Source organism: Rhizobium sp. NLR8a (assembly GCF_019685235.1).
In the GTDB taxonomy this organism is placed as follows: Bacteria; Pseudomonadota; Alphaproteobacteria; order Rhizobiales; family Rhizobiaceae; genus Rhizobium.
Window position 1 is genome coordinate 64,355 of sequence record NZ_JABDWI010000013.1, and the last position, 26,944, is coordinate 91,298.

The 26,944-nt window shown below is 60.7% G+C and carries 28 protein-coding genes and 1 pseudogene; 18 read left to right on the forward strand and 11 right to left on the reverse strand.

The features are described 5' to 3' along the window. Nucleotides 1-53 precede the first annotated feature (53 nt). The 3 genes from pgsA (at nucleotide 54) to HJC04_RS23905 (ending at nucleotide 1,503) form a co-directional block, all read left to right on the forward strand. The gene (gene pgsA, locus HJC04_RS23895) at nucleotides 54-644 is read left to right on the forward strand and encodes a CDP-diacylglycerol--glycerol-3-phosphate 3-phosphatidyltransferase (protein ID WP_011424811.1); all 591 of its coding nucleotides are present in this window, start codon (nucleotides 54-56) and stop codon (nucleotides 642-644) included. Continuing rightward, complete coding sequence (gene moaD / locus HJC04_RS23900; protein ID WP_221147298.1) at nucleotides 641-895, forward strand: molybdopterin converting factor subunit 1; 255 nt, start codon at nucleotides 641-643, stop codon at nucleotides 893-895. Before pgsA ends, moaD begins: the two co-directional genes overlap by 4 nt. Nucleotides 896-1,044: 149 nt before the next feature. Beyond that, nucleotides 1,045-1,503, forward strand: a complete 459-nt coding sequence (locus tag HJC04_RS23905) for a molybdenum cofactor biosynthesis protein MoaE (RefSeq protein ID WP_221147299.1) — start codon at nucleotides 1,045-1,047, stop codon at nucleotides 1,501-1,503. Nucleotide 1,504: 1 nt separating this feature from the next. On the opposite strand, the gene HJC04_RS23910 is transcribed toward HJC04_RS23905, so the two are convergent. Beyond that, on the reverse strand, nucleotides 1,505-2,401 hold the full coding sequence (locus HJC04_RS23910) for a branched-chain amino acid ABC transporter permease (RefSeq protein ID WP_221147300.1): 897 nt from the start codon (nucleotides 2,399-2,401) through the stop codon (nucleotides 1,505-1,507). 64 nt (nucleotides 2,402-2,465) lie between these two features. Between HJC04_RS23910 and HJC04_RS23915 the strand changes: the two genes are divergently transcribed. Together HJC04_RS23915 and HJC04_RS23920 are read left to right on the forward strand one after the other, a co-directional pair. Next, entirely contained in the window at nucleotides 2,466-3,011 is a 546-nt protein-coding gene (locus HJC04_RS23915; protein WP_221147301.1) for a CGNR zinc finger domain-containing protein, read from the forward strand. Beyond that, on the forward strand, nucleotides 3,008-3,511 hold the full coding sequence (locus HJC04_RS23920) for a hypothetical protein (protein WP_221147302.1): 504 nt from the start codon (nucleotides 3,008-3,010) through the stop codon (nucleotides 3,509-3,511). The genes HJC04_RS23915 and HJC04_RS23920 overlap by 4 nt, the downstream gene beginning before the upstream one ends. 72 nt (nucleotides 3,512-3,583) lie before the next feature. On the opposite strand, the gene ndk is transcribed toward HJC04_RS23920, so the two are convergent. Together ndk and HJC04_RS23930 are read right to left on the reverse strand one after the other, a co-directional pair. Next, a complete protein-coding gene (ndk, locus tag HJC04_RS23925; protein WP_004680549.1) occupies nucleotides 3,584-4,006 on the reverse strand; it encodes a nucleoside-diphosphate kinase in 423 nt (140 codons plus the stop codon). Between the two features lie 81 nt (nucleotides 4,007-4,087). Continuing rightward, the gene (locus HJC04_RS23930) at nucleotides 4,088-4,777 is read right to left on the reverse strand and encodes a glutathione S-transferase family protein (protein ID WP_210628397.1); all 690 of its coding nucleotides are present in this window, start codon (nucleotides 4,775-4,777) and stop codon (nucleotides 4,088-4,090) included. A 138-nt stretch (nucleotides 4,778-4,915) separates the two neighbouring features. Between HJC04_RS23930 and HJC04_RS23935 the strand changes: the two genes are divergently transcribed. The 6 genes from HJC04_RS23935 (at nucleotide 4,916) to HJC04_RS23960 (ending at nucleotide 12,730) form a co-directional block, all read left to right on the forward strand. Next, complete coding sequence (locus tag HJC04_RS23935; RefSeq protein WP_210628398.1) at nucleotides 4,916-5,425, forward strand: DinB family protein; 510 nt, start codon at nucleotides 4,916-4,918, stop codon at nucleotides 5,423-5,425. 147 nt (nucleotides 5,426-5,572) lie between these two features. Further along, complete coding sequence (locus HJC04_RS23940; protein ID WP_221147303.1) at nucleotides 5,573-6,631, forward strand: GGDEF domain-containing protein; 1,059 nt, start codon at nucleotides 5,573-5,575, stop codon at nucleotides 6,629-6,631. Nucleotides 6,632-6,750: 119 nt separating this feature from the next. Beyond that, nucleotides 6,751-8,634 (forward strand): ABC-F family ATP-binding cassette domain-containing protein, encoded by a 1,884-nt coding sequence (locus HJC04_RS23945; protein ID WP_210628400.1) that lies wholly within the window; start codon nucleotides 6,751-6,753, stop codon nucleotides 8,632-8,634. Between the two features lie 125 nt (nucleotides 8,635-8,759). Continuing rightward, on the forward strand, nucleotides 8,760-9,608 hold the full coding sequence (locus tag HJC04_RS23950) for a polysaccharide deacetylase family protein (RefSeq protein ID WP_210628401.1): 849 nt from the start codon (nucleotides 8,760-8,762) through the stop codon (nucleotides 9,606-9,608). Nucleotides 9,609-9,675: 67 nt separating this feature from the next. Then, a complete protein-coding gene (locus HJC04_RS23955; protein ID WP_221147304.1) occupies nucleotides 9,676-11,715 on the forward strand; it encodes a prolyl oligopeptidase family serine peptidase in 2,040 nt (679 codons plus the stop codon). Between the two features lie 88 nt (nucleotides 11,716-11,803). After that, the gene (locus HJC04_RS23960) at nucleotides 11,804-12,730 is read left to right on the forward strand and encodes a Gfo/Idh/MocA family protein (RefSeq protein ID WP_210628403.1); all 927 of its coding nucleotides are present in this window, start codon (nucleotides 11,804-11,806) and stop codon (nucleotides 12,728-12,730) included. 46 nt (nucleotides 12,731-12,776) lie between these two features. On the opposite strand, the gene HJC04_RS23965 is transcribed toward HJC04_RS23960, so the two are convergent. After that, the gene (locus tag HJC04_RS23965; protein ID WP_210628404.1) at nucleotides 12,777-13,226 is read right to left on the reverse strand and encodes a DNA polymerase III subunit chi; all 450 of its coding nucleotides are present in this window, start codon (nucleotides 13,224-13,226) and stop codon (nucleotides 12,777-12,779) included. After that, nucleotides 13,223-14,716: a leucyl aminopeptidase gene (locus HJC04_RS23970; RefSeq protein WP_210628405.1), complete on the reverse strand. Its 1,494-nt coding sequence runs from the start codon at nucleotides 14,714-14,716 to the stop codon at nucleotides 13,223-13,225. Before HJC04_RS23970 ends, HJC04_RS23965 begins: the two co-directional genes overlap by 4 nt. A 143-nt stretch (nucleotides 14,717-14,859) precedes the next feature. On the opposite strand from HJC04_RS23970, the gene lpxF reads away from it, so the two are divergent. The 7 genes from lpxF (at nucleotide 14,860) to rsmA (ending at nucleotide 23,320) form a co-directional block, all read left to right on the forward strand. Then, the gene (lpxF, locus tag HJC04_RS23975; protein ID WP_210628406.1) at nucleotides 14,860-15,633 is read left to right on the forward strand and encodes a phosphatase PAP2 family protein; all 774 of its coding nucleotides are present in this window, start codon (nucleotides 14,860-14,862) and stop codon (nucleotides 15,631-15,633) included. Nucleotides 15,634-15,732: 99 nt separating this feature from the next. Further along, nucleotides 15,733-16,914 carry an LPS export ABC transporter permease LptF gene (gene lptF, locus HJC04_RS23980; RefSeq protein ID WP_210628407.1) on the forward strand — a complete coding sequence of 394 codons (1,182 nt, stop codon included), beginning with the start codon at nucleotides 15,733-15,735 and terminating at the stop codon, nucleotides 16,912-16,914. Continuing rightward, nucleotides 16,911-17,999, forward strand: coding sequence for an LPS export ABC transporter permease LptG (gene lptG / locus HJC04_RS23985; RefSeq protein WP_210628408.1), 1,089 nt, complete (start codon nucleotides 16,911-16,913; stop codon nucleotides 17,997-17,999). The genes lptF and lptG overlap by 4 nt, the downstream gene beginning before the upstream one ends. Further along, nucleotides 17,999-20,329, forward strand: a complete 2,331-nt coding sequence (locus HJC04_RS23990; protein WP_210628409.1) for an LPS-assembly protein LptD — start codon at nucleotides 17,999-18,001, stop codon at nucleotides 20,327-20,329. The genes lptG and HJC04_RS23990 overlap by 1 nt, the downstream gene beginning before the upstream one ends. A gap of 184 nt (nucleotides 20,330-20,513) precedes the next feature. Further along, complete coding sequence (locus HJC04_RS23995) at nucleotides 20,514-21,458, forward strand: peptidylprolyl isomerase (RefSeq protein WP_210628410.1); 945 nt, start codon at nucleotides 20,514-20,516, stop codon at nucleotides 21,456-21,458. A gap of 6 nt (nucleotides 21,459-21,464) precedes the next feature. After that, nucleotides 21,465-22,493, forward strand: a complete 1,029-nt coding sequence (pdxA, locus tag HJC04_RS24000) for a 4-hydroxythreonine-4-phosphate dehydrogenase PdxA (RefSeq protein ID WP_210628411.1) — start codon at nucleotides 21,465-21,467, stop codon at nucleotides 22,491-22,493. Continuing rightward, nucleotides 22,493-23,320: a 16S rRNA (adenine(1518)-N(6)/adenine(1519)-N(6))-dimethyltransferase RsmA gene (gene rsmA, locus HJC04_RS24005; RefSeq protein ID WP_210628412.1), complete on the forward strand. Its 828-nt coding sequence runs from the start codon at nucleotides 22,493-22,495 to the stop codon at nucleotides 23,318-23,320. The genes pdxA and rsmA overlap by 1 nt, the downstream gene beginning before the upstream one ends. Before the next feature lie 41 nt (nucleotides 23,321-23,361). On the opposite strand, the pseudogene HJC04_RS32270 reads toward rsmA, so the two are convergent. The 6 genes and pseudogenes from HJC04_RS32270 to HJC04_RS24030 all read right to left on the reverse strand — a co-directional run. After that, a pseudogene (locus tag HJC04_RS32270) lies at nucleotides 23,362-23,544 on the reverse strand (hypothetical protein); the annotation flags it as partial. Between the two features lie 88 nt (nucleotides 23,545-23,632). After that, the gene (locus tag HJC04_RS24010; protein ID WP_221147305.1) at nucleotides 23,633-24,511 is read right to left on the reverse strand and encodes an SDR family oxidoreductase; all 879 of its coding nucleotides are present in this window, start codon (nucleotides 24,509-24,511) and stop codon (nucleotides 23,633-23,635) included. Beyond that, on the reverse strand, nucleotides 24,498-25,289 hold the full coding sequence (locus HJC04_RS24015) for a hypothetical protein (protein WP_210628414.1): 792 nt from the start codon (nucleotides 25,287-25,289) through the stop codon (nucleotides 24,498-24,500). Before HJC04_RS24015 ends, HJC04_RS24010 begins: the two co-directional genes overlap by 14 nt. A gap of 9 nt (nucleotides 25,290-25,298) precedes the next feature. Next, nucleotides 25,299-25,892, reverse strand: a complete 594-nt coding sequence (locus HJC04_RS24020) for a protein-S-isoprenylcysteine O-methyltransferase (protein ID WP_210628415.1) — start codon at nucleotides 25,890-25,892, stop codon at nucleotides 25,299-25,301. A 136-nt stretch (nucleotides 25,893-26,028) separates the two neighbouring features. Further along, a complete protein-coding gene (locus HJC04_RS24025) occupies nucleotides 26,029-26,610 on the reverse strand; it encodes a hypothetical protein (protein WP_210631657.1) in 582 nt (193 codons plus the stop codon). Between the two features lie 144 nt (nucleotides 26,611-26,754). Continuing rightward, entirely contained in the window at nucleotides 26,755-26,874 is a 120-nt protein-coding gene (locus tag HJC04_RS24030) for an ABC transporter (RefSeq protein ID WP_210628416.1), read from the reverse strand. Nucleotides 26,875-26,944: the final 70 nt, after the last annotated feature.

Consider the following 26,944-nt stretch of genomic DNA (forward strand, 5'->3'; position numbering starts at 1 on the left):
GTTTTCGTAAAGACGCGGCGCGGCAGCGGCGCTTCAATTCAGAGAAACGATCCATGGCATCGCGTGCGTACAGCCTTCCCAACCTTTTGACTTACGGCCGCATCCTCGCCGTGCCGCTGATCGTTCTCTGCTTCTTCGTCGAGGGCAGGCTGTCGATCAGCAATACGGCGCGCTGGGTAGCGCTGTGGATCTTCATCATCGCCTCAATCACCGATTTTCTCGACGGCTATCTCGCGCGCATCTGGAACCAGACGTCGAATATCGGCCGGATGCTCGATCCGATCGCCGACAAGCTGCTGGTCGCCTCGATCCTCCTGCTTGTCGCGGCCGACCAGACCATCGCCGGCTGGTCGATCTGGGCGGCAATCATCATTCTCTGCCGTGAGATCCTGGTTTCCGGCCTGCGCGAATATCTGGCGGCGCTGAAGGTCAGCGTGCCGGTGACACGGATCGCCAAGTGGAAGACGACGCTGCAGCTCGTCGCCATCGCCTTCCTGCTTGCCGGCCCGGCCGGCGACGAGATCTTCCCCTATACGACGCAGACCGGCATCGCGCTCTTGTGGATCGCGGCACTGCTGACCATCTATACCGGCTACGACTATTTCCGTGCCGGGCTGAAACATATCGTGGATGACGAGGAATGACGCGGCTTGTCTATTTCGCCTGGGTGCGCGAGCGCATCGGCAAGGGTGATGAGGAGATCGACCTCCCCTCCTCCGTCGTCACCGTCGCCGATCTTCTAAATCATTTGAAGACGTTGGGCGAGGAATATGAAGCCGCACTTCAATATCCCGAGGTGATCCGCGTGGCGCTCGACATGGAGCATGTTGAGCATGACGAGCCGATCGGCGCCGCACGCGAGATTGGGATTTTTCCGCCGATGACGGGGGGGTGATTGCCGCCCCGTCGGGCTTTGGAAGCATACAATGGCTAGGACTGCGCCTTCGTTTCTCTCCCTCATTCTTGTCCTCGGGCTTGACCCGAGGACAAGAATGAGGGAGTGCTGCGTACCGGTGACCTTCCAAATTGACGGAGGTCTGTGAGGTGACCACCCCCACCATCCGCGTCCAGCGCGAGGACTTCGACCTGCAGGCCGAGGTCGACCGGCTCTCTAAGCACAAGCCCGGCATCGGCGCCGTCGTGACCTTCTTCGGCCTATGCCGCGATGAAGGCGGCACGCTGGCCGCCCTCGAGCTCGAGCATTATCCCGGCATGGCCGAAGCCGAAATGACCCGCATCGGCGAGCTTGCCATCGCCCGTTTCGGGCTACTCGGCCTCACCGCCATTCACCGCTATGGCAAGATCGCCGCTGGCGAGAATATCGTGCTCGTCGTCGCAGCCGCGCCGCATCGGCAAGCGGCGTTCGACGGCGCCAATTTCGTCATGGATTTCCTGAAGACCGCAGCCCCCTTCTGGAAGAAGGAACACGGCAAGGATGGCGCCGCCGGCGACTGGGTCGCGGCGAAAGACGCCGACGATGCCGCGCGCGACAAGTGGAAATAAGTTAGAGAACCACGCGTTCCCTGCGGCTCATGACCAGAAGCAGGACCAGCAGCGAGAAGATCACTAGGTCTCGCCAGACGAAGGCGCCATAGGCGCCCCACATGGTTTCGATGACGGCAAGCCCGGCAGCACCGCCTGCCGAACGCAGCGGATCGGAATAGCCGCCGACGGCTGCGATCAGCAGTACCTTGAGCCCGAACATCAGGCCCGCGCCGAAATCCATCGAACCGTAGTAAAAGGTGGCGAGGATGCCGCAGAGGGTGGCGACGAGCGCGGCTGCCGCATAGGCGACAAGGAAGACAAGGCTGGCGCTGGTGCCGCAGAGCTCGGCGGCCAGCGGATCGTCGGTGACGGCGCGCCAGAGGCGGCCCCAGGCCGTGCGCCTGAGGATCAGCGCACCGATCGCGACGATGGCCGACATCAACGCCGTGTCGATCAGCTGGATATAGGTGAGCGTCACCTTGAACGGACCGTCGCTCCAGAAGACGACGACGTCGTTCAGGAACGGCGGCAGCCAGATCGCCCTTGTATCGGCTGCAAGGCGCGCGCTTTCCATCAACACGATCATGATGCCGAGGGCGGCAACGATCACGGTATTCGGCGATTTGCTGGCGAGCGGCAGCATGATCGAGCGGCCGATCCAGATGCCCGCCGCCAGCGAATAGACAATCGCGGCGCAGGCGCCGATGGCAAGGGCGGCCGGCAGCACCAGCCAGAACCTGACATAGGCGAGCTCGGTAAAGAGCAACAGGATCTGGCCCGAGAAGGCGAAGATCGCCCCATAAGTGATGTCGGCCCGCTTGGTCACGCCGAAGGCAACGGCATAACCGAAGGCGAGCGCGGCATAGAGGGCGGCAAGCGGCACCGCATTCGCCAGCTGCTGCAGAAGATAGGCCATTCCGAGAACTCCGCGTCAGCAAATTATAACTGGTAAAACCTATTTCGCCAGTTATAATTTCATCATGAGCTTTTCCTGGACCCCTCACCGTTTTGCCGGCGGCGCGCTGGCGCTGGATGTCGCCAACAGCGTCGTGCTGCGCGACGACCCAAAGCGGCGGATCGACCGCTTCGCGAGCCGCGAGCAGATGCGGAACTTCCCGCGCGCCGCCGCCGAATTCTGCGCCGAACGGGCCTTGTTCGGCGAGATCGCACCGCTGGCAGCACAAGACGAGGCCGATTTCTTCGCGCTGAGGGAAGCGATCGACCTCTATTTCCGCAAGCGTATACTGGACGGCAGCGACAACCAATTGCTGGCCGGGCTACTGGAAGCGGTGGCCAATATCTTGCGTGGAACCAATCCCGGCAATCTGGCCGCGGCGACCGCCCATTCGGCGCTCAGGCTGATTGCCATGCCGGATCCCGAGCGCATGAAGATCTGCGGCAATTGCGGCTGGCTGTTCATCGACCGCAGCAAGAACAGGAGCCGCGCCTGGTGCGACATGGCGGTCTGCGGCAACCGCGCCAAGGCGAACCGTCACTATCGCCGCAAGAAGGAGGAGACGCCATGAGAAAACATCTGATCGTAGCGGCGGCTGCCACGGGGCTTCTGCTTTCCGCCTGCCAGCGTCAGGCCGAAAACCTCGTCGAAGTCACCGGCCACCTCTTCGTCTTCAACTATCGGGTGGCGAGCGCCACCTATCTGCTGACGCTGAAGAAGACAGGCCCGATCCCTGATGGCTCGGTCATCATCGCCGAATTCGAAAACCCCGTGGGCGGCGCGCCGCTGATATTGAACCAGAAAATCTACCCGATCGACGACAAGATCGCGCTGCAGAGCGAAAACCTGCACTGCGTGCGCAAGGACCGCCCCTATTCGGTGAATGTCCGGCTGGTCGACAAGGACGGCAAGGTGCTTCAGCAATTGAAGACTGAGTTCCGCTCCGACCTCGACCAAACCGTACTGCCGAGCAAGCCGCTCGTCGTCGGCGCGCTTTATGACAAGAACCCGGAAGTCTTCAAGCCTGACGGCAGCGTCGATTTCTCGAACACCGACAAGTGTCCATCATAGAAAAAGCCGGAGCGACACCCCGGCTTTCAAGAGTCAATTCAAGGTATTGCGAGGCAATGCCGAAGCGCGGCCTCAGCCGACGATTTCGGTGTCGGAGAACCAGTACTTGATTTCCTGGGCAGCCGTTTCCGGGGCATCGGAGCCATGCACGGAGTTTTCGCCGATCGACAGCGCATGGACCTTGCGGATCGTGCCTTCGTCAGCGTTGGCCGGGTTGGTCGCGCCCATGATTTCGCGGTTCTTGAGGATCGCGCCTTCGCCTTCCAGAACCTGGACGACGGTTGGACCGGAGGTCATGCCTTCGACGAGTTCGCCGAAGAAGGGGCGATCCTTGTGAACGGCGTAGAAGCCTTCAGCTTCGCGGCGGCTCATCCAGACACGCTTGGAGGCGACGACGCGCAGGCCGGCATCTTCGAGCATCTTGGTGATGGCGCCCGTCAGGTTGCGCTTGGTTGCGTCCGGCTTGATCATCGAGAAGGTGCGTTCAATCGCCATAGTCAGATCCTCTGTTTTCTCGGGAAAAGTGGGCGGTCTTTACCCGCCCCAACGCCCGAAAACAAGGGGTCGGCGGCAATTTCACGCCGCTGTCACAGTCCTGCCGCGGCTTTCGTGAAGATCGAGGCAGCGTTCGAACCAGGCGACGACGGGATCGTCGGCGGCCAGCATGGCCAGCCCTGCGGACACGCGCAGCCATTGCAGCGCGCCGAAGACGATATAATCGGCAAAGAGCGGCGATTGCCCGCCGATGAAGGGCTGGAACTTCAGCATGTGACGGAGCGGCTCCAGCTTGGCGCCGAAGGCAGCCTTCTCCGCCTCGCTGTCGGCAGCAAAGACTTCCAGCGGCTTGCCGAGTCTGACCTCGCGGCTCTGACGAAAGTACGCCTTGTCCCCTTCGTCCAGGATCGCGTGGATATCGAGAAGGGCGATCCGCATGATCGCCGGGTGGATGATCATCTGCGAATAGCCCTCGACCATGCGCGACACCGCCTTGCCGCCCTCGCCATTGAACAGCGACGGCCGCTCCGGATATGCCTCTTCGAGATAGAGCGCGATGGCAAAACTGTCCGAGATCAGCCGGCCGTTATCGTCGAGCACGGGCAGGGTCGACGAGACGCCGCCGCCGATTTCGCGGATGCGGGCATAGGTTGTGGGGAGCTCCTCGAAATCGAGCCTCTTATGCGCGAGCGCCATCACCGCCTTCCAGCAATGGGGCGAAAAGAAGCGCCGTTCGTCGGCGCCGCAGAGGGAATAGAGGGCTCTGGTCATGATAATCCTTTCGAGGTCTGATCTGCCTGCATTCGACGACAGAAAGCGAGCGTGATCAAATCAGGAAATTTCATGGCGCCATCACTCGGATTACTTGGGAAACCGGCTAGACTGCTCCAGCAACGTCAGGGGAAATATATGCTTAGACATTTCAGGATGTTCGCGGCCTATAACCGCTGGGCCAATGCCCAAGTCTATGAGGCTGCGGCCGAACTCAGCGAGACGGAATTCCGCAGGGACCGCGGCGCCTTCTTCGGCTCGCTGCATCGCACGCTCAATCACCTGCTCGTCGCCGACCGGATATGGATGAGGCGTTTCACCGGCATCGGCGAAGCGCCGGCGACTCTCGATGCCGTGCTTTTCGAAGAGCTGGATGCGCTTGCCGCCGCGCGCAAGGCGGAGGACGAGCGCATCATTGCCTGGACAAGTACGCTCGATGAGGCGAGCCTTGCCGGTGACTTCACCTATGCCCCGGTGACGGAGCCGATCCGGATCACTCAGCCACTGTCGAGCGCGCTCGCGCACCTTTTCAATCACCAGACGCATCACCGCGGCCAGTGCCATATGACGCTGACGGCGTTGGGCAAACCGAGCCTCGGGCTGGACCTTATCTACTTTCTGCGCGGCGAAGGCCGCGAGTGGATGTGAGGCAGCCGTCTCCATCAAGACTGAATTAACCGCCTTTGCCGGTTCCCATCGCCAATCCGGCGCTTCCCTTCGTAAATTCAGCCTCTCTTAAAAGCTTGCGAGCATAGCAGACGTGAGAGTAATGAGACCGGGCGCGAGGGGTTCGTCATGCAGAATGCAAGTACAAAGGCACTGGTGGCGCGCGAGCCTGTACGCCCAGGGTCAATGACGGATATCCAGAAGATCGCCCAGCACATGGCGCGGCTCAACGTCGCCGCACTGCCACGCAACTACGAACTCTTTCATGAGGCGATCATCGGGCACAATCCTGGTCTTGCGCAGGATATCGCGGCGCTCGGATCGCAGCCGCAGCAGTCGATGCTCGACGAACTCGGGCTGAAATACCGCCTCGTCGGCCATTGCGGGCTGGCGGGCGAGACGTCGCGCAACGAGGCCAGCCGGACGCTGCGCGCGGTGGCGGAAAGGCTTGCCGAAGGATTGCGGCACAGAGACGCCTTTGCTCGCGCCTGCGGCACGATCCTGAGATCTGTCGGTGGTCACGAGGACCAGAGCCTTGCCGCCTTCATCGGCGAGGTCGATTACCTCTCCGCCTCGCTTGCAACGGTGATGTCGGCGGAGATGGAAATCGGCGCCAGACTGCAGGACGACATCAACAGGCTGGAAACGTTGGAGCGCGGCATTTCGGCGATGCAATCGGCCACCGTCGCCGACAAGATTACCGGCCTTGCAAACCGCATCGCGCTGAACCGGCAGATCACCGAACTCTACGAACGTGAAGAGGGTGCCGCCGGCAGCGCGCTGATCATGGTCGATATCGACGATTTCACCGAGTTCAACGACAGATACGGCACTCAGGCAGGCAACAAGCTCTTGAAGAAGCTTGCCGCGCTCTTTCGGAAGTCGGTGAAGAAGAACGACTTCGTCGCCCGCACAGAGGCCGACGAATTCGCCTTGCTGTTTGCCAATGTCGGCATGCAGGATGCGATTGCTATCGCCGAGCGCCTGCGCGCCTCCGTCGAAGAAAATCTCGTCTTCGCCACCTCCGACAAGGGTGATAGCGGCAGACTGACCATCTCGGTCGGCCTGGCGCTCAGCGCCGGTGCGGCAACACCGGGACAGCTCCAGGCCAACGCCCGCGTCGCGCTGCTTGCCGCGCAATCGAACCGCCGCCTGCCGGTCCAGGCTTTCGGCCGCTCAGGCGTTTGAGTGCTGTCGGCGCGGACGAGCGAGCTCGCCGGGGGACGAGCGTGTTCGCCCGGACGAGCAAGCTCGCCGGGGGATAAGCGGTCTTGCCTTGGCGGGCAGTTTCGGCCAAAACGCCGGCCATGATCACGATTACCGACATTTCCGCCCGCATCGCCGGACGCCTGCTTCTCGACAATGCCAGCGTTTCGTTGCCTTCGGGCACGAAGGCGGGGCTGGTCGGGCGCAATGGCGCCGGCAAATCCACGCTGTTTCGCGTCATCACCGGCGATCTCGGTTCGGAGACCGGGGCGGTGTCGATCCCGAAGGCGGCGCGTATCGGTCAGGTGGCCCAGGAAGCGCCGGGAACCGAGGATTCCTTGATCGAGATCGTGCTTGCGGCCGATAAGGAACGGGCGGCCCTGCTTGCCGAAGCGGAAACGGCAAGCGACCCGCATCGCATCGCTGAAATCCAGATGCGCCTCGTCGATATCGATGCGCATTCGGCCGAAGCGCGGGCTGCGAGCATCCTTGCCGGTCTCGGCTTTGACCAGGCGGCGCAAGCCCGCCCCGCCTCCTCCTTCTCCGGTGGGTGGCGCATGCGCGTAGCGCTCGCCGCCGTACTGTTTGCCGAGCCGGACCTGCTTCTGCTCGACGAGCCGACAAACTACCTCGATCTCGAAGGCACGATGTGGCTGGAGGACTATATCCGCCGTTATCCGCATACGGTCATCATCATCAGCCACGACCGCGATCTCCTGAACAATGCGGTCAACTCCATCGTTCATCTCGATCAGAAAAAACTCACCTTCTACCGCGGCAACTACGACCAGTTCGAGCGGCAGAAGGCTGAGGCCGACGAGCTGCAGACGAAGGCAAAGGCAAAAAACGAGGCGGCGCGCAAACATCTGCAGAGCTTCATCGATCGCTTCAAGGCCAAGGCTTCCAAGGCCCGGCAGGCACAGTCGCGCGTCAAGGCGCTCGAGCGCATGGGAACGGTCGCCGCCGTGATCGAGGACCATGTGCAGCCGATAACCTTCCCCGAGCCGGAGAAGCAGCCCGCCTCGCCGATCGTCGCAATCCAGGGCGGCGCCGTCGGCTACGAACCCGGCAAGCCGATCCTGAAGAACCTCAACCTGCGCATCGACAACGACGATCGCATCGCCCTGCTCGGCTCGAATGGCAACGGCAAGTCGACCTTCGCCAAGTTCATCTCAGGGCGATTGTCGCCGGAGAGTGGCGAAGTAAAGGTTGCGCCGAGCCTGAAGATCGGTTTTTTCGCCCAGCATCAGCTCGACGACCTGATCCCCGAGCAGTCGGCGGTAGAACATGTGCGCCGGCTGATGCCGGCCGAACCGGAGGCCAAGGTGCGCGCCCGCGTTGCGCAGATGGGGCTGGCGACCGAAAAGATGGCTACCGCCGCCAAAGACCTTTCCGGCGGCGAGAAGGCACGTCTGCTGATGGGGCTTGCCGCCTTCCATGCGCCGAACCTGCTCATTCTCGACGAGCCGACCAACCATCTCGACATCGACAGCCGCCGTGCCCTCATCGAGGCGCTGAACGATTATGACGGTGCAGTCATCCTGATTTCGCACGACCGCCACCTGATCGAGGCAACCGTCGACCGGCTGTGGCTGGTCAACGGCGGCACTGTCACCACCTTCGAAGGCGACATGGACGAATACCGCGACCTCATCGTTAGTTCCGGTAAGAAAAAAGAAGAGAGGCCGCAGACCAGCGACGATACGACCTCGAAGGCCGACCAGCGCAAGCTCAATGCCGAAAGGCGCGCCTCGCTGACGCCGCTGAAGAAAAAGATCAACGAAATCGAATCCTTGACGGCGAAGCTGGAGAAACAGATTCAGGCTCTTGATGCGGAGCTTGCGGATCCTGTTCTCTATGAGAAGACGCCTGCCAAAGCCGCGGAAAAGGCAAAACAGCGTGGCGAGGCAGCGGCAAAACTGACTGCTGCCGAGGAAGAGTGGCTGATGCTGTCAACCGAATATGAAGAGGCAATGGGAGGCTAGCCACAGTCTTTTGGGAAACGCGGCGGAGCGCGGCGTCACCACAATTTCTGCCGATCTCAACCGATCGTTAACCATAATTCGAAAGGTTGTCTCAACATTCATTACTGATTTGTTGAGCCCTTTCCATGCATCGATTTTTCGTTCTTTCCTGCATCGCCCTTGCGGCCGCCCTCTCCGCCTGCAGCACGACCAGACAAGCCCCCGACACCTCGATCAAAACCGCCTCGGTGATTGCGCCGGAGGGACGGACGTTTTCCGGCAAGCGCTCCGAGGATGATGAAGCGCCGCGCATGACCGGTTGGCACCATCTGGCCGGGCGGACGCTGGAGGTTTCCTCGCTTGCCGATCTCAAGCTGCAGGACAAGGAAGTGATCCTGAGCTTCGACGATGGCCCGATCCTCGGCCGGACGAACAAGGTGCTGGCGATCCTCGACCAGTTCGGCGTCAAGGGTGCCTTCATGATGGTCGGCGAGATGGCCGAGATGTATCCCGCGCTGGCGCGCAAGGTGGCGATGGACGGCAATGCGATCGGCAGTCACACCTATGACCACGCCAACCTGAGTTCGCTCGATTTCGACGCGGCGATGGCCGAGGTGATCAAGGGCGAATTGGCGGTGACCAAGGCGACGGGAACCGACGTCGCCTTCTTCCGCTTCCCCTATCTTGCCGAAAGCCACAGACTGCGTGCCGCGATCGCCATGCGCGATATGGTGGTCATGGATGTCGATATCGACAGCAAGGACTATTTCGCCACAACGCCGCTCTCCGTGACTCAGCGGACGATGGCCCTGCTGCACAAGCGCGGCCGCGGCATCATCCTGATGCACGACATCCATAAACGTACGGTAACCATGCTGCCGACTCTGCTTTCGGATCTCGAAGCCGAGGGCTACAATGTCGTGACGCTGAAATTCAAGAAGCCGGAGGCGCCAAGCAACCTCGTCGCCTCGGCCGATCTGGTGATGACCCGCTAAGGCGGCTTGCCAAGCCGGGACCGGCTGCCTAGATCTGGGCGACGTCAATGCACGCGGCAGGTCAGCTATGAACCTTCACCTCGAAACGGACGATGATCCGCGCACCCGCCAATTCATCACCGAACACAATGCGCTCTCCGACACGGTATTGAGAACGCCGCAATTTGCCGAAGATCGTGAGGCGATCAAGGCGCTGATCGAGCGGCAGGACAGGCTGATCGTGCCGATGCGCCGCGGCGGTTGGCTGTTCGATTTCCGGCAGAGCAAGGACAATCCGCTCGGGGTCTGGCTGCGCCTGGCAGCCGGCCAGCAGCCGTTGCCGGAGGCCGATTGGGAGCCAGTCTTCGATCTCGACGCCTTCTGTCTGGACGAAGGCAGGCGCTGGAGCTGGCGCGGCGCTGTCACCTGCCCGTGGGAGCCGACGCGCGTTCTGCTGATGCTTTCGGACGGCGGCTCAGACCTCATCCGCCTGCTCGAATTCGACGCCGAGGGCAAACAGATCGTGAAGGGCGGTTTCGACACGCCCGCCGCGCGGTCGCATGCCACCTGGCTGAGCCGCGATGAGATCTGTTATTTCGGCTCGATCGACCGATTTTCGGCCACCCGCTCGGGATGGCCGCGCGTCGGGCGGCGGTTGAAGCGCGGGCAGCGGCCGGAAGATGCCGCCATCATGTTCGAAGCCGCCGATGAGGATGTGTATGGCTTCAATCTCGTTATCGACCCTGCCCTATTTGGCGCTTCGGCGAATGCCGGGCTGATCGACATTTTCGTCACCAGCCACGAAATCGGCGTGGCCAGCGCTTTCCTCATTGCCGATGATGGCGGGCAACGGCGCATCGATCTGCCCAAGGAGGCAGATTTTCAGTTCAATCATAATCATTGCCTCTGGCGGGCAAAGACCGATGAGCGCGTTGCGACCGGCAGCCTCGTGCTGCAATCCTTCGATCCCGCCTCACGGGCGCTGCTCGGGCCGGAACGGATCCTGTTTCAGCCTGGCGAGGGCCAGTCTATTTCGCAGATGATGCTGATGCGCGAATGGTGCGTGTTCATCGTTTCCGACCGGCTGCGCCCGCGTCTTCTGGTGCTCGACCTGACAAAGCCCGATGCCGAACAGCGGGAAATCGTGCTGCCGGCGGAGATGCAGACGGCTTATGTCAGGCCGCTCCATGCGGATCTGCATCTTGGCGACGACACACTCCACATCGTCGGCCAGGGTTTCCTGCAGCCGCCGACCTGCTACCGCCTCGAACTCTCCGATCGCAGCAGAGAGCCGGAGCCGATCTTCATCGCGGCAGCGCCGAGCTATTTCGATGCGACCGATATGTCGTCGGAACTGCTGGAGGCTGTGTCCGAGGACGGAACCAGGGTCGTCTACCAACTGGTGCTGCCGCGACAGTGGACCAAGGGAGCGCTGCCGGTGCTGATCTACGGTTATGGTGGCTTCGATGTCTCGCTATCGCCGAATTACTCCGGTGTAATCGGCCGCTGGCTGGAGCAAGGCGGCGCCTATGTGCAGGCCTATATCCGCGGCGGCGGTGAATTTGGCCCTGACTGGTATCGCAGCGCCAAGCGGCAGGGGCGAGACCGGGCCTTTGCCGATTTCGTCGCCATCGCCCGCGATCTCGTCGCTCGCGGCTACACCGTGCCATCGCGGATTGCCTGCCAGGGCGGCAGCAATGGCGGCCTGCTGACGGGTGTGATGCTGACGCGCTACCCGCACGATTTCGGCGCGGTCTGGTGCCAGGTGCCGGTGCTCGACATGACACGCTTCCACCTGTTCAGCGCCGGCCAGGCGTGGATGGACGAATATGGCGATCCGGAGACGCCAGCGGACCGGGAGTTCATGCTCGGCTATTCGCCGCTTCACAATATCAGGCCGGCCGGCGAGGTCACTTATCCGCCGATCTATATTGAAAGCTCCAGCAATGACGATCGCGTGCATCCCTCGCACGCACGCCGTTTTGCCGCGAGGCTGGAGGAAGAAGGACATCAGCTGCTCTTCCACGAATTCGGCTTGGGCGGGCATGGCGGCGACGGCAGTTCCGAGGAGCGCGCCGCCCGCGCGGCGATGGGTTACAGCTTCCTTCGCGAGACCATCATGCAATAGGTAGAGGAGCAGAGCTTGTCGGCGCTCTTCTTTCTGCTACAAGAGGCCTAATAAATCATACTTTTCATACAGACACGAGCGAAACACCATGTCCCCTATCAATCTCGCCATCGTCGGCGTCGGCAAGATCGTCCGCGACCAGCACCTTCCTTCCATCGCCAAGAACCCGGATTTCAAGCTCGTCGCCACGGCAAGCCGTCACGGCACGGTCGAAGGCATCAACAGTTACATCACGATCGACGCGATGCTCGACGCCGAGCCTTCGATCGATGCCGTTTCGCTCTGCATGCCGCCGCAGTACCGCTATGAAGCCGCCTATAAGGCGCTCGTTGCCGGCAAGCATGTCTTCCTTGAAAAGCCGCCGGGTGCAACACTGAGCGAAGTGGCCGACCTCGAGGCGCTGGCGAACAAGCAAGGGGCGTCGCTCTTTGCCAGCTGGCATTCACGTTATGCGCCGGCCGTCGAAGCCGCCAAAGCGTTTCTTGCCTCGACGACGATCAAAAGCGTGCATGTGATCTGGAAAGAGGATGTCCGCCACTGGCATCCGAACCAGGACTGGATCTGGCAGGCCGGCGGCCTCGGCGTTTTCGATCCCGGCATCAATGCGCTGTCGATCGTCACCCATATCCTGCCGCGGCAGGTCTTCATCACCGGGGCTGTGCTCGAATTCCCGGAAAATCGTGATGCGCCGATCGCCGCCGACATTCACTTCCGCGATGCCGACGGCCTGCCGGTTCATGCCGAATTCGACTGGCGCCAGACCGGCAAGCAGAGCTGGGACATCGTCGCGGAAACGGCAGCCGGCCAAATGGTGCTCTCCGAGGGCGGCGCTAAGCTTTCCATCGACGGTAAGCTGACATTCGCCGAACCGGAACAGGAATATCCCTCGCTCTATCGCCGCTTCGCCGAAATCATCAAGGCGGGCAAATCGGATGTCGATCTCGCCCCCCTGCGCCACGTCGCCGACGCCTTCATGCTCGGCAAGCGGAAATTTGTTGACGCTTTCCACGACTGAGTGATTGGGCGGTCCTTGCCTGTCGGCTCCGACGGCAGGCACCCGCTCAGGCCTTCTTCTCCCACCGCCCTTCCGGTGTCTGCTGCCAATAGGTGAGGTTATGCCCCTCGCCTTTCAGTTTCTTCCATTGTGCGCGGGCAGCTTCCAGTTGCTCCTGGTCGTGGCCGTCGAACATGAAGACGACGCGCTCATAGGCATCGGCCGGCGGCGGCTCGGCGCCGTCGACAATGAAACGAACCGTCGCCGCATTGGCATTGTCCGACGTGACCGTCAAAAGCACCGGCTGGTTTTCGGCGAAATCAGCCGTGTCGATCCCATGCGGCAGGAAACTCTCCTCGCGAAACGTCCAAAGATGCGCATCGAGTGCATCGCGCCGCGCGGCCTCGCTCGTCTGGACGACGACGCGCCAGCCGCGCTCGATGCTTTTGTCGAGGAGCGGCGGAAGCGCGTCTTCCAGCCTGGTTTCGGTCAGATGATAAAAGAGAATGTCGGTCATCGGGATTCATGATGGGCGCGAACGAGCTCGTCGAGCAGGCGCACCCCGAAACCGGAACCCCAGGACTGGTTGATCTCATCCTGCGGCGAACCCATCGCCGTGCCGGCAATGTCGAGGTGCGCCCAGGGCGTGTCCTGCACGAAGCGTTTGAGGAAATGCGCCGCGGTGATCGAGCCGGCCTGACGGCCGCCGGTGTTCTTCATGTCGGCGAATTTGCTGTCGATCAGCTTGTCATAATCCTTGCCGAGCGGCATGCGCCAGAGTTTCTCGTTTGTGGAAAGGCCGGCCGCCGTCAGCTGGGCGGAAAGCTGGTCGTCATTGGAGAACAGGCCGGCATGCACGTTGCCAAGCGCCACGACGATTGCGCCGGTCAAGGTGGCCAGATTGATCATGAACTGCGGCTTGAAGCGATCATTGCAATACCAGAGCGCATCGCAAAGGACGAGGCGGCCTTCGGCATCGGTGTTGATCACCTCGATTGTCTGGCCGGACATTGAGGTGACGATGTCGCCCGGACGCTGGGCGTTGCCATCGGGCATATTCTCGACCAGGCCGATGATGCCGACGGCGTTGACGGCCGCCTTGCGGGAAGCGAGCACGTGCATCAGGCCGGTCACGGCTGCGGCACCGCCCATATCGCCCTTCATGTCCTCCATGCCGGCGGCCGGCTTGATCGAAATGCCGCCGGTATCGAAGACGACGCCCTTGCCGACGAAGGCGACGGGACGGTCCTTGCTCTTGCCACCCTTCCACTGCATGACCGCCAGACGCGGCGGGCGCACGGAGCCCTGAGCGACGCCGAGCAGCGCGCCCATGCCGAGACGGCGCATTTCCTTCTCGGTCAGGATTTCCACCTCGACGCCGAGCTTTTCCAGCTCCTTCGCCCTGGCGGCGAATTCGACAGGTCCAAGCGCGTTCGGCGGTTCATTGACAAGGTCACGGGCGAGATTGACGCCGCCGGCGATCGCTTCGGAATCGGAAAACGCCTTTTTGGCGCCGGCCGCATCGGTGGTGATGATCGTCACCCTGACCGATTTTGCCGGCTTCTCCTCGTCGTCGTTCTTCTTTGTCTTGTAGGCATCGAAGCTATAGGCGCGCAGCAGCATGCCAAGCGCGAAATCGGCGGCGGCGCGTGCGTTCGTCTCAAGGCCGGGCACGTCGATGAAGATGGCGGCCTTGTCAGTATTCTTGATTTTCGATGCCGCAGCACCGCCGGCCTTCAGCCAGTCATGGGCGGCGAGTTCGCCGGCCTTGCCAAGCCCGATGACGACGATGCGATCGACGGGTGCGCCTTCCGGGGCCACAATATCGAGCGCAGCCGTGGATTTCGCGGAGAATCGGGCGATCTTCGCAGCCTTGGCGATCACGCCTGCCGGATCAGCCGTTTCGGCGCCTGCGGCGCTGCCGGCCTCGGCAGTCTTCAACAGGATCGCCAGCCCGCCATTGAGCTTTGCCGACTTCGAGAATGAAATTTCGAACTTTACTGACATGTCTTCTCCGCTGGGATTCTTGAAATCCGTCCCAGGCGGATAATTTCGCGTTTGGCGGGTCTGTCAATGGCTCGCGACTATTGTTATGGTCGCCCGCGGCTGTCCAGGCCCTCATGTTTTCGTCAGTTTTGCAGATATTCGCGTTGACAGTTTTTTCGAAAAATCGATGGCGGAGACCGGTGATCCGCCTGCCGAAAACGACTTTCGGTGCATTCCTGCTTCTGTTCTGGGCGTGGTGGGCGCTGCTTGCCATCTTTCGCGCCTTCCCTGGAATAGACATTTATTTTTCCCAGCTTTTTTTCGTGGGCGCAGATTGTGACGCGACTGCCGCTGCCGGGAGCATCTGCGGCGGCTTTCCTTATCGCGACTCGGGGAATTTCGACCTGCTGCGAACCATCTTCTTCCGCCTGCCCTACGTCGTGGCGATCGTCATGGCGTGGAAATTGATCGAATGTTACCAGCAGCACGGCGCGACCTTCAACGCCGAGCGGGCGCGCAAGCTCAAAGTCGCACTCGGAACGATGCTGATCGGGCCGGTGCTGCTCGTCAATGTTATCCTGAAGGAACATTGGGGTCGGCCGCGGCCGGTGCAGACGGATATTTTCGGCGGGAGCCTGCATTTTGTCGAGGCAGGCTCGCTTGCCGGCAAATGCGTGTCGAACTGCTCCTTCGTCTCCGGCGAGGCGGCGAGCGCTGGATGGCTGTTCTGCCTTCTGCTCTTCGTGCCGAAATCGATGCGTTACGCGCTGGTTCCGCCCGTCGCCGCGATCTCGATCCTGACGCCAGCCTTGCGGCTATCCTTCGGCGCGCATTATCTTTCCGACGTGACGCTCGGATGGCTCTCCTCGCTTGTCGTCTTCGCGGCGCTGCTGGCGTTAACTGAGTCGCAACAGGACCAAAAAAATTCTGAAATTTGAATGAATTTTTGACACCTGCTTGTCGCAAAAGCGCGACAAAGAGCGTAGAGGGATTCTCCTGCAAGCCGTTTGGGCGTGCAGGTGCTTTCAAGGGCCGGCATGAAACTACTCGAGACATACATATTGCGGCGCGTCGGCCAGATGTTTCTCGTGGCGCTCCTGCCCGTGCTGGCGATCATCTGGACGACACAGGTTTTGCAGCGCATTAACCTCGTCACCGACAGCGGCCAGTCGATCGGCTCGTTCGCCAAGCTCGCGACGATGATCCTGCCGTCGATCATTCCCGTGGTGCTGCCCTTCGCCCTCGTCATCGCCATCACCCAGACGCTGACGACGATGAACAACGATTCCGAGCTAACCGTCATCGACGCAGCCGGCGCACGGCGCAGCATTCTGGTCCGGCCGATCCTGCTGCTTGCCGCCATCATCAGCGTCTTTTCCTTCTTCGTCGACAATATCGTCGAGCCACGGGCAAAGACCGTGGCGCGTCAGATGATCGCCGAAACCTACGCCGATCTCCTCTCCTCGGTCATCGAGGAAAAGACCTTCCGCAAGCTCGACGAGGGTCTCTATGTGCAGATCTCGCAGCGCCTGGCCGGGCGCATGCTGAAGGGCCTGTTCGTCGCCGACGAGCGGGACCCGGCCTACGAGCTCATCTATTACGCCAAGGAAGGCGCTGTCGACGATACCGGCACGACGCTGATCATGCACGACGGCGAGGTGCATCGCAAAACGCCCGACGGCAACGTCTCGGTCATCAATTTCGATTCCTATTCTTTCGACCTCTCCGACATGACGGAGAGCCGCGGGCAGGCGACGCTGAAAGCCAGCGACCGTGACCTGTGGTTCCTGTTCAATCCGGATCCGAACGACAAGGACTATACGATCCGCCCGCAGAGCTACCGCGCCGAACTGCATCGACGGCTGACGGACTGGATCCTGCCCGTCGTCTTTGCATTGTTCTCACTGGCGATCGCCGGCGATGCGCGCTCGCACCGGGAAGCGCGGCTGCATCCAATGGTGAGCGCGCTCGGCTATGCTTTTGCGCTACGATGGGCTGCCTTCTACGCCGCGAACCAAATCGACACCGATCCGGAATATATCGCAGTTCTCTACGCCATTCCGATCGTCAGCAGCCTCGTCTCGATCATCTTCCTCGGCCTACACAAGCGGCTGGTCATGCCTTCGTTCGTCTGGGACCGGATATCGGCTTCCTGGAGACGGATGCAAGAAAGACTGCTTACCGCGACCAGCAGGTCCGGCGGGGGCACGGCCCAATGATGTTCGGGACATTGTCGCGTTATTTCTTTCGCCGTTACCTGGCGACGACCTGCTGGTTTCTGATCGGCGTGTCGGCGATCGCCTTCCTCCTTGATTTCAGCGAGACGGCGGGACGCATGTCCGGCCTGCCTGGCTACACGATCGGCGGCGGCATCGTGATGACCGCCGTGCGCCTGCCGCTCATCCTGCAGCAGACAATCCCCTTCGTCGCCCTCTTCGTCGGCATGACGGTGCTGATCGGGCTCAATCGGAAATATGAGCTCGTGGTCACGCGTGCGGCAGGCATCTCTGTCTGGCAATTCATGTTTCCCTTCATCGCCGGCTCAATTGCGCTCGGCGTGCTGACGATGACGGCGCTCAACCCGCTTGCCGCCTGGGGACAGCGCCAGGCGCTGCTGGTCGAGTCCGACTGGCGTGGCGAAAACGCAGTTCTGCGCAAGGCGCCGCAGATCCCATGGCTGCGCCAGATCAGCGGCCGCGACGATGTCATCATTGGCGCCCAGACGGTCCAGGAGAACGGAACCAAGCTGGTCGACGCCGTATTGATCCATTTCGATTCAAGCGGCCGAGTCATTCTGAGACAGGATGCCGCCACGGCAAAGTTGGAAGATGGTTACTGGCAGCTTAACGGCGTCGTCGAGCGCAAGCCTGGCGAAATCCCGCTGCGCAAAGCTTCGGTCCAACTTCGCACCAATCTGAAACAGGATTTCGTTCAGGAGCGGCTGACAGCGCCGGAAACAATTGGTTTCTTTGACCTTTCCAATCGCATTGCAGCGGCAAAGTCCTTCGGCATCTCGACCAAGGCATTGGAGACGCAATTCAACTCTCTGTTGTCTCAGCCATTGCTGCTGGTGGCCATGACTCTCATTGCTGCAACAGTGTCCCTAAAATTTAGCCGGTTCAACCAATCCCGCTCCGTGATTCTGGGTGGAATCCTGTCAGGCTTCATGCTTTATGTCATCACCGTGCTTGTTAAAGCATTCGGAAGCAGTGGAGTCGTGCCTCCCTTCGTGGCGACGTGGATACCGGTCGTCGTCGCGTTGGCCTTGGGCGCGACTATTTTGCTTCATCAGGAGGACGGCTAGTGGCGGTAGGCGACCGCAAGTACTTTAGTAAACAGTTGGTTGCCCTGCTTGTCGGTGCGGCTCTATGTTCCTATTTCGGCAGTGCCCCGGCCTCCTATGGCCAGGCCAGCACGCCTGAACAAAATATCGAGAATAAGATTCCCGAAGGGGCCAAGCTTCTGCTTTCGGCCAATGAACTCGTCTATAACCGTGACGCCGAACTCGTGTCGGCGATCGGCGGCGTGCAGATCAACTATGGCGGCTATAAAATGGTCGCACAGAAGGTCGAGTACAACCAGAAGACTGGCCGGATGATGGCGCTCGGCAATGTCGAACTCGTCAGTCCGGACGGCAACCGCATCTATGCCGACAACCTAGACGTGACCGACAATTTCGCCGACGGGTTCCTGAACTCGCTGCGCATCGAAACCGCCGACAATACGCGTATCGTCGCCGAAAGCGGCGAGCGGGTCGGCGGCACGAAGATGATTCTTAACAAGGGCGTCTATACCGCCTGCCTTCCCTGCGCCGAAGATCCGAAGCGCGCACCGTTCTGGCAGGTCAAGGCAAAGCGCGTGATCCAGAACGGCGAGACCCATACGATCCGTCTGGAGCGGGCGCGTTTCGAGCTGCTCGGCTACCCGATTGCCTTCGTGCCGTTCATCGAGGTTCCCGACAATACGGTGAAGCGTAAGTCCGGCTTCCTGTTCCCGACGATGAGCCTGTCGCAGAACCTCGGCTTCGGTCTTTCCATTCCTTATTATTATGTGATCTCGCCGAGCATGGATGCGACGGTCACGGCGACCGGCTACACGGCCCAGGGCTTCCTCGTCGAAGGCGAATTCCGTCAGCGCTTCGAGAACGGCACGCATATCCTGCGCGTCGCCGGCATCAACCAGGCAAAGCCGGGCAATTTCAGCTCGGGCACCAGCGATGCCGAAGCCGAGCAGCGCGCCATGGTGGCGTCAAAGGCGGAATTCCGCATCAATCCGCGCTGGACGTTCGGCTGGGACGTCATGGTGCAGAGCGACAATAATTTCTCGAAGACCTACAAACTGCGCGGCTTGAGCGGCACGGATCGCACGAACCAGATCTACCTGACGGGGCTCGGGAAACGGAATTATTTCGACATGCGGGCGTTTTATTTCGACGTCCAGGATGCCGACCGGACGAACACGGCCGAAAAACAGCAGGCCATCGTCTATCCCGCGCTTGATTATCACTATGTCGCGCCTCAGCCGCTTGCAGGCGGCGAACTTTCTGCGGACGTCAATTTGACGAATATTTCGCGCACACACGACGACTTCTATACTGTCGACGGATTCGACCGCTTCCGCGGCCTGAAGGGCCAGACTTCGCGCCTGACCGCCGAACTTCAATGGAAACGCACCTATGTCACGCCGACCGGTCTGGTGATCACGCCGCTTCTGGCCGCGCGCGGCGACGCTTTCGCGCTGAACATGAACGACCCGACCGGTTACGCCGGCAATTATCTTGACGACGAATCCGCCACCCGCTCGATGCTCACCGCCGGGCTGGAGATGCGGTATCCGATCCTGATGACGACTGATAACAGCACGCATATTCTGGAGCCGATCGTCCAAATCTATGCACGCCCCGACGAGCAGCTCGCCGGCCGGCTGCCGAACGAGGATGCACAAAGTTTCGTTTTCGATGCCACCTCGCTCTTCGACCGCGATAAATTCTCAGGTTACGACCGCGTCGAGGGCGGCACTCGCGCCAATGTCGGCTTCCAATATACCGGGACGTTTGACAGCGGTTACAAGCTGCACGGCATTTTTGGCCAGTCTTATCAGATTGCCGGCCAGAATTCGTTCGCGACCGATGACCTCGTCAATGTCGGCGCGGATTCGGGCCTCGAAACCGATCGCTCCGACTATGTCGGCCTCGGCGGCGTCGAAACACCCTATGGTGTTTCCGTTGCGGCCTCCTACCGGCTCGACGAGAAGGATTTCGAGTTTCGCCGTGGCGACCTGACGACAGGCTACCAGAACGACACCTTCCAGACGCAGGTGACCTACACGCATCTCAGCGCCCAGCCGGCCTATGGCTTCGCCGAGGACAACGACGAGATCCAGACCAGCAGCAGAGTCAAGTTCAAGGACTATTGGTCGATCTTCGGCGGCATCGCGTGGGATCTGAACAACGATGTGATCAGCCGCCGGACGCTCGGCCTTTCCTATGAGGACGAATGCACGATCTTCACGATCGCCTATACGGATAGCAGGGATTCCGACGACGAGTCGGCAAGCGACTGGACGATTGGCGCGCGGCTGACGTTCCGCACGCTCGGCGACATCAAGATCGGCTCCGACACTCTCTCCAACTAGCGGGCGGACGGCGTAATCATGGCCTCAAGTCATTCTTTCGCCGTAAGCCTGTGCAGGACATTGCCGCCAGTCGATATCAGAGGCATAGGAGTTTCGCGCCGCCACGGAAGCGATTTCCGCGTGTCTCGCACTGTGGTAAGGACGCCGCGATCAACCTCTCGCGGCGCAATTGGGAGGTCAACAGATGATTGACGCAAAAAAAGCCATAACCGCCTTTCTCGCCGGCGCAGCGATTGCCTTGCTGACGGGCCTTGCTGGCCCGGCGCTTGCAGCAAGCGGAGTCCAGGCCGTGGTGAACGGCACAGCCATCACCAGCGGCGATGTCGCCAAGCGTCAGGCCTTCCTGCGCCTGCAGCATACCAAGGCCGACGCCAAGACCGCCACGGAGCAATTGATCGACGAGACGCTCAAGCGCCAGGAGGTCGCCCGCGTCCATATGTCGGTTTCGCAGCAAGACGTCGATGCGTCTTTCGCGCGCTTTTCGGCCGGCAACAAACTTTCCGTGGAACAGATGTCGCAGATTCTCGATCGCGCCGGCGTCGGCGTCGACCATTTCAAAGGCTTCATCGCCGTGCAGATGAGCTGGCCGCGCGTCGTCAATGCGCGCTACGGCTCGACCTCGCGGCTGTCGAACTATGATCTCGTCTCGCGCATGATGCAGAACAACAAGCAAAAGCCGGTAACAACGGAATATATGCTGCAGCAGATCATCTTCGTCATTCCCGAGGCCAAGCGCGGCGCCGTCACCGGCAAGCGCAAGGGCGAGGCCGAGGCATCGCGCTCAAAATTTCCTGGCTGTGATCAGGCAAAGACCTTTGCCGCGACAATGCGCGATGTTTCCGTGCGTGACCTCGGCCGCATGCTCGCTCCCGAGATCCCGCCGGACTGGAAACCTCTGGTCGAGCAGGCCAAGGGCAACACCACAGGCACCCGCGTCACCGAGAAGGGCGTCGAATATCTGGCGATCTGCAGCCAGCGCCAGGTCTCCGACGACCAGGCCGCCGAAATGGTCTTCCGCCAGGAGGACCTCGACAAGTCCAAGGCCGGCAAGAATGGCCCGCCGGAAAACGAAAACAGCAAGAAATACCTGGACGAACTGCGCAAGAAGGCGCAGATCGCCTATCGCTGACCGACGATGGCGATACCCTTTTCACGACCGCTTGCGCTGAGCCAGGGCGATCCCGCCGGCATCGGACCGGATATCACCCTGATGGCTTGGCTCCGGCGGCGTGAAATCGGGCTTCCGCCTTTTTTCCTTATCGGCGATCCGGATGTCTTGGCTCTGCGGGCCCGCCAGCTCAATCTGGCGGTTTCCATTCGTGAGATCGACACGGCGGGCGAGGCCACCGGCATATTTGCCGATGCGCTGCCCGTCATGAGCGTCCCGGCCGGCATTGAGGTGGTGCCCGGCGAGCCGCATGCGGCAACGGCGAAGGGCACGATCGCGGCGATCGAGAAAGCAGTCTCGCTTGTCATCGGCGGCGAGGCACTCGCAGTCGTCACCAATCCGATCGCCAAGGCCGTGCTCTACGAGGCGGGTTTCCGGTTTCCCGGCCATACCGAATTTCTCGCCGATCTTGCCGCCAGGGCGACCGGCAGTCCGGTGACGCCGGTCATGATGTTGTCGGGACCGAAAGTCAGGGCCATTCCCGTTACCATCCACATTCCTGTCCGCGATGTGCCGCAAGCACTGACCGGCGAACTGATCATCGAAACCTGCCGGATTGCCGATGTGGATCTCAGGCAGCGTTTCGGAATCGACGCGCCGCGGCTTGCCGTCGCCGGCCTCAACCCGCATGCCGGTGAAGGCGGAGCGATCGGCTCGGAGGATGAGGACATCATCCGCCCGTCGATCGAGCAGCTGCGTGACGAGGGTATCGATGCGATCGGCCCCCTGCCCGCCGATACGATGTTCCATGACGAGGCGCGGGCGCGATATGATGTCGCCATCTGCATGTATCACGATCAGGCGCTGATCCCCGCCAAGGCCCTCGGTTTCGATGACAGCGTCAACGTCACGCTCGGACTTCCCTTCGTGCGAACCTCGCCGGATCACGGCACCGCTTTCGGCATCGCCGGCAAGGGACTGGCGCGTGAGCAGAGCTTGGTTGCGGCACTGAAGCTTGCCGCCCAGCTCGGCCGCACCGCCGAAGGCCGCCGCTGATGGCAGCACTCGATGGCCTGCCGCCGCTTCGCGACGTCATTCAGCGTCACGGCCTCGATGCGCGCAAGGCGCTCGGGCAGAACTTCCTGCTCGACCTCAACCTTACGCAGAAGGTCGCCCGCACGGCAGGCGCGCTCGAAGAGACCACCGTTTTCGAGGTCGGCCCCGGTCCCGGCGGGCTGACCCGCGCGATTCTGGCGCTCGGCGCCAAGAAGGTCATTGCCATCGAGCGGGACGCGCGCTGCCTGCCGGCGCTTGCCGAGATCGCCGATCGCTATCCCGGCCGCCTGGACGTCATCGAAGGCGATGCGCTGAAGACGGATTTCGAATCATTGGCGCCGGAAGGCCCCGTCAAGATCATCGCCAACCTACCTTATAATGTCGGGACGCAACTGCTGGTCAACTGGCTGCTGCCGAGGGCCTGGCCGCCATTCTGGCAGTCGCTGACGCTGATGTTTCAGAAGGAAGTCGGCGCGCGGATCGTCGCCGGCGAGGACGACGACCATTACGGCCGTCTCGGCGTGCTTTGTGGCTGGCGAACGGAGGCACGCATGGCCTTCGACGTACCGCCGCAAGCCTTCACGCCGCCGCCGAAGGTAACTTCGACAGTGGTGCATCTTGTTCCCAGGGCGAACCCCATCCCCTGCGCTGTCGCCAATCTGGAAAAAGTAACGCAGGCCGCCTTCGGCCAGCGCCGCAAGATGCTGCGCCAGAGCCTGAAGCCACTCGGCGGCGAAAGCCTGCTCATCAAGGCGGGAATCGATCCGGCGCGACGGGCGGAGACCCTTTCAGTCGAAGAATTCTGCCTTCTCGCAAATAGCCTTTAGCGCCACATCTGCTGTTGGATGCAGAAGGACGCGCCTTAGGTCTAAGGCCGTCCTTTCGCACTGGCGATCGGACGCCAGGCTTGATGAGGCGCACTTTGCTTGCAGATCGCCTGGGCAAGAAAGCCGCGCATCGCATCGCCGAAGGGCGGCCGCATCATATGCTTCGCCTCCACCATCTTACTCCGGTGATAAACGGCGCGCGGATGCGAGAAGGCGAGGAAACCGCGGTCTGGGCGACTCCTCCTCAAACACAGAAGTCAGTTCTTTCAGCGACCTATACACCAACTCGCTTCGCGATATTACCGCAGAAAGTTACTCTGCAACGTTGCGCTTTGCCTGATGTCCCGACGCGCGACACTGTCTGAAAGTCTTGCCAGAGCCGCAGGGGCAAAGGTCGCTGGTACGCCGTTGCAGCCGACCGATCAGCGGCAACAGAATGGTCTTAGGCAAAAATGTGGCAATTGCTATTGTTATCTTCGCCGAAAACCCGGGAACTACGAACCCGCGGCCGGCCTTAAATCCGTGCCAGGCCTTTTCCGCGACGTATTCCGCGCTGACCTTAGGCAAAATCTTGAACAAGGCGGCGCGGCCTGCACCTGAGCTACGGAGAAACTCAGTCGCCACAGGGCCTGGGGTAACGCAAGTCACGGTGACGCCCGTTCCGCGAAGCTCTTCATTCAGCGATGTTGAAAAGGAACGCACGAAGCTCTTGCTGGCATAATAAAGCGCCATGTTTGGGCCCGGCAAATAGCCGGCGACAGACCCGAGGTTGATCACTCCGCCCCTTCCTCTCGCCGCCATCGCAGGCAGAAATCGCAGTGTCAGTTCTGTCAATGCGCGAATATTGAGATCCACGATGCCCAACTGGTCGGATCTCGGGATGATCGTCGCTGCGCCACGTATGCCGTAGCCAGCGTTATTGACGAGCACATCACAAAACAAACCGCTCTCGTCAAGAAACATTTCCAGCCGCTGGGATGCCCCAGGTGCGGCAAGGTCCAGCTCGAGTGTCACAGCGTTACCGCCGGCTGCTCGTACGTCCGCCGCTGCCGCCGCCAATCCTTCGCCTGAGCGGGCAAGAAGAACAACGGTGGCGCTCTCGCCTGCTGCGATCTTCGCTATCGCGCGACCTATACCTCGCGACGCGCCAGTGACAACGACGCTTGGTTGAGGATTTTTATCCACTTTCATTGTTATTCCCGCGAGGATTCGTTGACACATCCGCGTCTTGAGCAGGTGCGCTTACCTCGTTAGCGATCTCCCCATTGAGGATCGCCTCGAAGCGTTGCAAAGCTCGTGCGACGATCGCGCCATCCATGACCCGGTGATCGTAAAGGATGCGGACTGTGACGGTTGCGTCCTCGCTGATCGGCCCATAATTGAGTAAAGTGGTCAACGGCGTCAGGGGATTTAATGATTCCGCTCCCAGCCCTGAATAGACCGAAAACTGAAAAGTGCCGAAAAAGCGCGGCCGCTGCCGACCGAGATTGAGCCCGATCCACATAATAAACCAGCGAAGCGGCGCCGGAAGCCGAGCGAATTTCAGACTGCGGCGGAATTGCTTGATCTCCGTGACTGGTCGTGTACGTGCGTCCCGGATCAGTGCATCGAGTTCGGCGATGGACTTGCGTTCGGGGCGCCGGATGGGACACAAAAGGACGATACGCTCACCCTCGTATTCGCGCTCATGGGCCACCGACGCCACACTTTCGGGATATTCGTAGAACTGAGGCCGTGGGAGCTTCACATAGGCGCGGCGGAATTCGGGAACTTCAAGGGCAAGAAGCCCATAACCTTTTATGAAGAGCGCCGTCCATGAGGGACGCTCCGGCCGAGCTCGCCGTGCTGCCACCAATGGAGCAAGGTTCATTTGCCGCTGTACGGTCACCCTCGGCACGCGAATCGAGAATCGCATCAGGTCTCCGACAAGACGCCTAGCTGCCGAAAGCTTGATCGGTTTGCCCCGCATGAAGTTCACTCAATAGAGATAGGGGATGATGCGCTTGGTCCTGTCCATGTAATCGCGATACTGCGGGCCGAAGAATTCGATCATCATCTTCTCTTCTCTATGCACTCTCAGGAAGAACAGGAATGCGAAACCGATCAGTCCCGCCATTCCGACAAACCAATTTGCCAGCAAGCATGCTTGGCCGAGCGCCATCAGCAGGAATGACGTGTACATCGGGTGGCGTATGACGCTGTATGGGCCAGTCGATATCAGCTTGTGCTCCTCGCGGATCTCCAGCGAAATCGACCAGTTTCTGCCAAGTTCCTTATGCGTTCGGCGGAAAATCCATATCCCCGCGGCGTAGACGATTGTGCCCAGCGCAAGGACCCAGCCGGCCAATGGATAGTCAAAGTGAGCTGGAAATCCCGAAAAGACATATATGCCTGGAATGACTGCGAGACCGATGATAGCGGCGACAAGACCAAAGCTGTCCCGCGCGGACCGTCTATTGTTGACTATCGCATTGCGCTTGGCGCGCCTCGCGGCCGGCCGGCGGACGAAGTACCAAGCGATGATTCCCAGTACCCAAATCGTCTTACCAAGCGTAATCAGCGAAAGGCTCACAGGGATCACCCACTACGTTGCGGGCCGCTGATCGCAGAAAACGTGTCGGGCAAACAGCCCAATCGCCCATACGCCAACGAGCAAACAGAACGCAAGCTTACCCAGCGCAGGCGACCTAGGCAAGACGCCGACGCGCTCAGCCCGTATTCATTTCTCTAAGCTGAGTAATGTATTGTTGTGGTCTGAGCCAAATGCCGGGAGTTTTGTATCCCATGTGGCGAGCGATTTGCCCGGTCCAGGCGTTGCAATTATTGACGGTCGCCTCCCAGGTTTTGGACGTAGCCTGTAGCTTGCGAATGTAGGCGACAACATTGCTGTATTCCACCGGGCTGAGCAGCACACGCCAACTTGCAGATCGATATTGCTCTTCAAGATCCCCATCGGTCCACCCGGTCGAAGCCGGGACGGGCACGAAATGGCCAAGCACATAGTCGGCCGGACTGTGAGAAGCCGGGGCAAGTCCTGCCACCTCTGGATTGATCATGTTGCCGCTCTGGTCCAACTTGCCGAAAACCACATAAGTGTGGCCGTAACTCAACGCATATCTCGAGCGAAATTCGATGAAATACTGATTCCCTACAACCCTACCGGTTGTTGCGGCAGCGTTCTTACTGACGGATGTAAAGCGCGGTTGTTGAGGCTTATCTGTTCCTTGGCAAGAGACCAGCACACCTACCATCAGAATCGCCAGCCACGAGCGACCATTTCCAAAGAGCATCAATACGCTCCATTTGCTTGCCCTGCCACGCAGGCCGGAAATTACCGACCACTCTTGAACGTCGAGCATCGAAAACCGACGAGCAAGCCTGACGGATTTAAAGGAGGGAAGGACTATGTCAGCCCTCCCCTACTTAAATCGCATTTACTTATAGACAGCCGCAGCGGGCGGCGGCGCCTTACCTTTTCCCTTGCCAATGGTCCCGCAGGCACTCAGATTGGCAACAGCAAGCACTGCAAAGATCACGACTACGATTCTGCTCATCAAGAAGTCCTCTGCTAGTCTGGAGTGGCTATCAACAAAACGAATCAAAGTTTAGCGGCAAACCGGTTCC

Excerpts from the sequence above, each read along its gene's own strand:
- lptF (WP_210628407.1), top strand. The coding sequence starts at position 15,733 with ATGAAACTACTCGAGACATACATATTGCGGCGCGTCGGCCAGATGTTT.
- lptG (WP_210628408.1), top strand. The coding sequence starts at position 16,911 with ATGATGTTCGGGACATTGTCGCGTTATTTCTTTCGCCGTTACCTGGCG.
- HJC04_RS23965 (WP_210628404.1), bottom strand. The coding sequence starts at position 13,226 with ATGACCGACATTCTCTTTTATCATCTGACCGAAACCAGGCTGGAAGAC.
- rsmA (WP_210628412.1), top strand. The coding sequence starts at position 22,493 with ATGGCAGCACTCGATGGCCTGCCGCCGCTTCGCGACGTCATTCAGCGT.
- moaD (WP_221147298.1), top strand. The coding sequence starts at position 641 with ATGACGCGGCTTGTCTATTTCGCCTGGGTGCGCGAGCGCATCGGCAAG.
- HJC04_RS24025 (WP_210631657.1), bottom strand. The coding sequence starts at position 26,610 with ATGCTCTTTGGAAATGGTCGCTCGTGGCTGGCGATTCTGATGGTAGGT.
- HJC04_RS23930 (WP_210628397.1), bottom strand. The coding sequence starts at position 4,777 with ATGACCAGAGCCCTCTATTCCCTCTGCGGCGCCGACGAACGGCGCTTC.
- pgsA (WP_011424811.1), top strand. The coding sequence starts at position 54 with ATGGCATCGCGTGCGTACAGCCTTCCCAACCTTTTGACTTACGGCCGC.
- ndk (WP_004680549.1), bottom strand. The coding sequence starts at position 4,006 with ATGGCGATTGAACGCACCTTCTCGATGATCAAGCCGGACGCAACCAAG.
- HJC04_RS23935 (WP_210628398.1), top strand. The coding sequence starts at position 4,916 with ATGCTTAGACATTTCAGGATGTTCGCGGCCTATAACCGCTGGGCCAAT.
- HJC04_RS23920 (WP_221147302.1), top strand. The coding sequence starts at position 3,008 with ATGAGAAAACATCTGATCGTAGCGGCGGCTGCCACGGGGCTTCTGCTT.
- HJC04_RS23940 (WP_221147303.1), top strand. The coding sequence starts at position 5,573 with ATGCAGAATGCAAGTACAAAGGCACTGGTGGCGCGCGAGCCTGTACGC.
- HJC04_RS23955 (WP_221147304.1), top strand. The coding sequence starts at position 9,676 with ATGAACCTTCACCTCGAAACGGACGATGATCCGCGCACCCGCCAATTC.
- HJC04_RS24030 (WP_210628416.1), bottom strand. The coding sequence starts at position 26,874 with ATGAGCAGAATCGTAGTCGTGATCTTTGCAGTGCTTGCTGTTGCCAAT.
- HJC04_RS23945 (WP_210628400.1), top strand. The coding sequence starts at position 6,751 with ATGATCACGATTACCGACATTTCCGCCCGCATCGCCGGACGCCTGCTT.
- HJC04_RS24010 (WP_221147305.1), bottom strand. The coding sequence starts at position 24,511 with ATGAAAGTGGATAAAAATCCTCAACCAAGCGTCGTTGTCACTGGCGCG.
- HJC04_RS23960 (WP_210628403.1), top strand. The coding sequence starts at position 11,804 with ATGTCCCCTATCAATCTCGCCATCGTCGGCGTCGGCAAGATCGTCCGC.
- HJC04_RS23910 (WP_221147300.1), bottom strand. The coding sequence starts at position 2,401 with ATGGCCTATCTTCTGCAGCAGCTGGCGAATGCGGTGCCGCTTGCCGCC.
- HJC04_RS24015 (WP_210628414.1), bottom strand. The coding sequence starts at position 25,289 with ATGCGGGGCAAACCGATCAAGCTTTCGGCAGCTAGGCGTCTTGTCGGA.
- pdxA (WP_210628411.1), top strand. The coding sequence starts at position 21,465 with ATGGCGATACCCTTTTCACGACCGCTTGCGCTGAGCCAGGGCGATCCC.
- HJC04_RS23970 (WP_210628405.1), bottom strand. The coding sequence starts at position 14,716 with ATGTCAGTAAAGTTCGAAATTTCATTCTCGAAGTCGGCAAAGCTCAAT.
- HJC04_RS23995 (WP_210628410.1), top strand. The coding sequence starts at position 20,514 with ATGATTGACGCAAAAAAAGCCATAACCGCCTTTCTCGCCGGCGCAGCG.
- HJC04_RS23950 (WP_210628401.1), top strand. The coding sequence starts at position 8,760 with ATGCATCGATTTTTCGTTCTTTCCTGCATCGCCCTTGCGGCCGCCCTC.
- HJC04_RS23915 (WP_221147301.1), top strand. The coding sequence starts at position 2,466 with ATGAGCTTTTCCTGGACCCCTCACCGTTTTGCCGGCGGCGCGCTGGCG.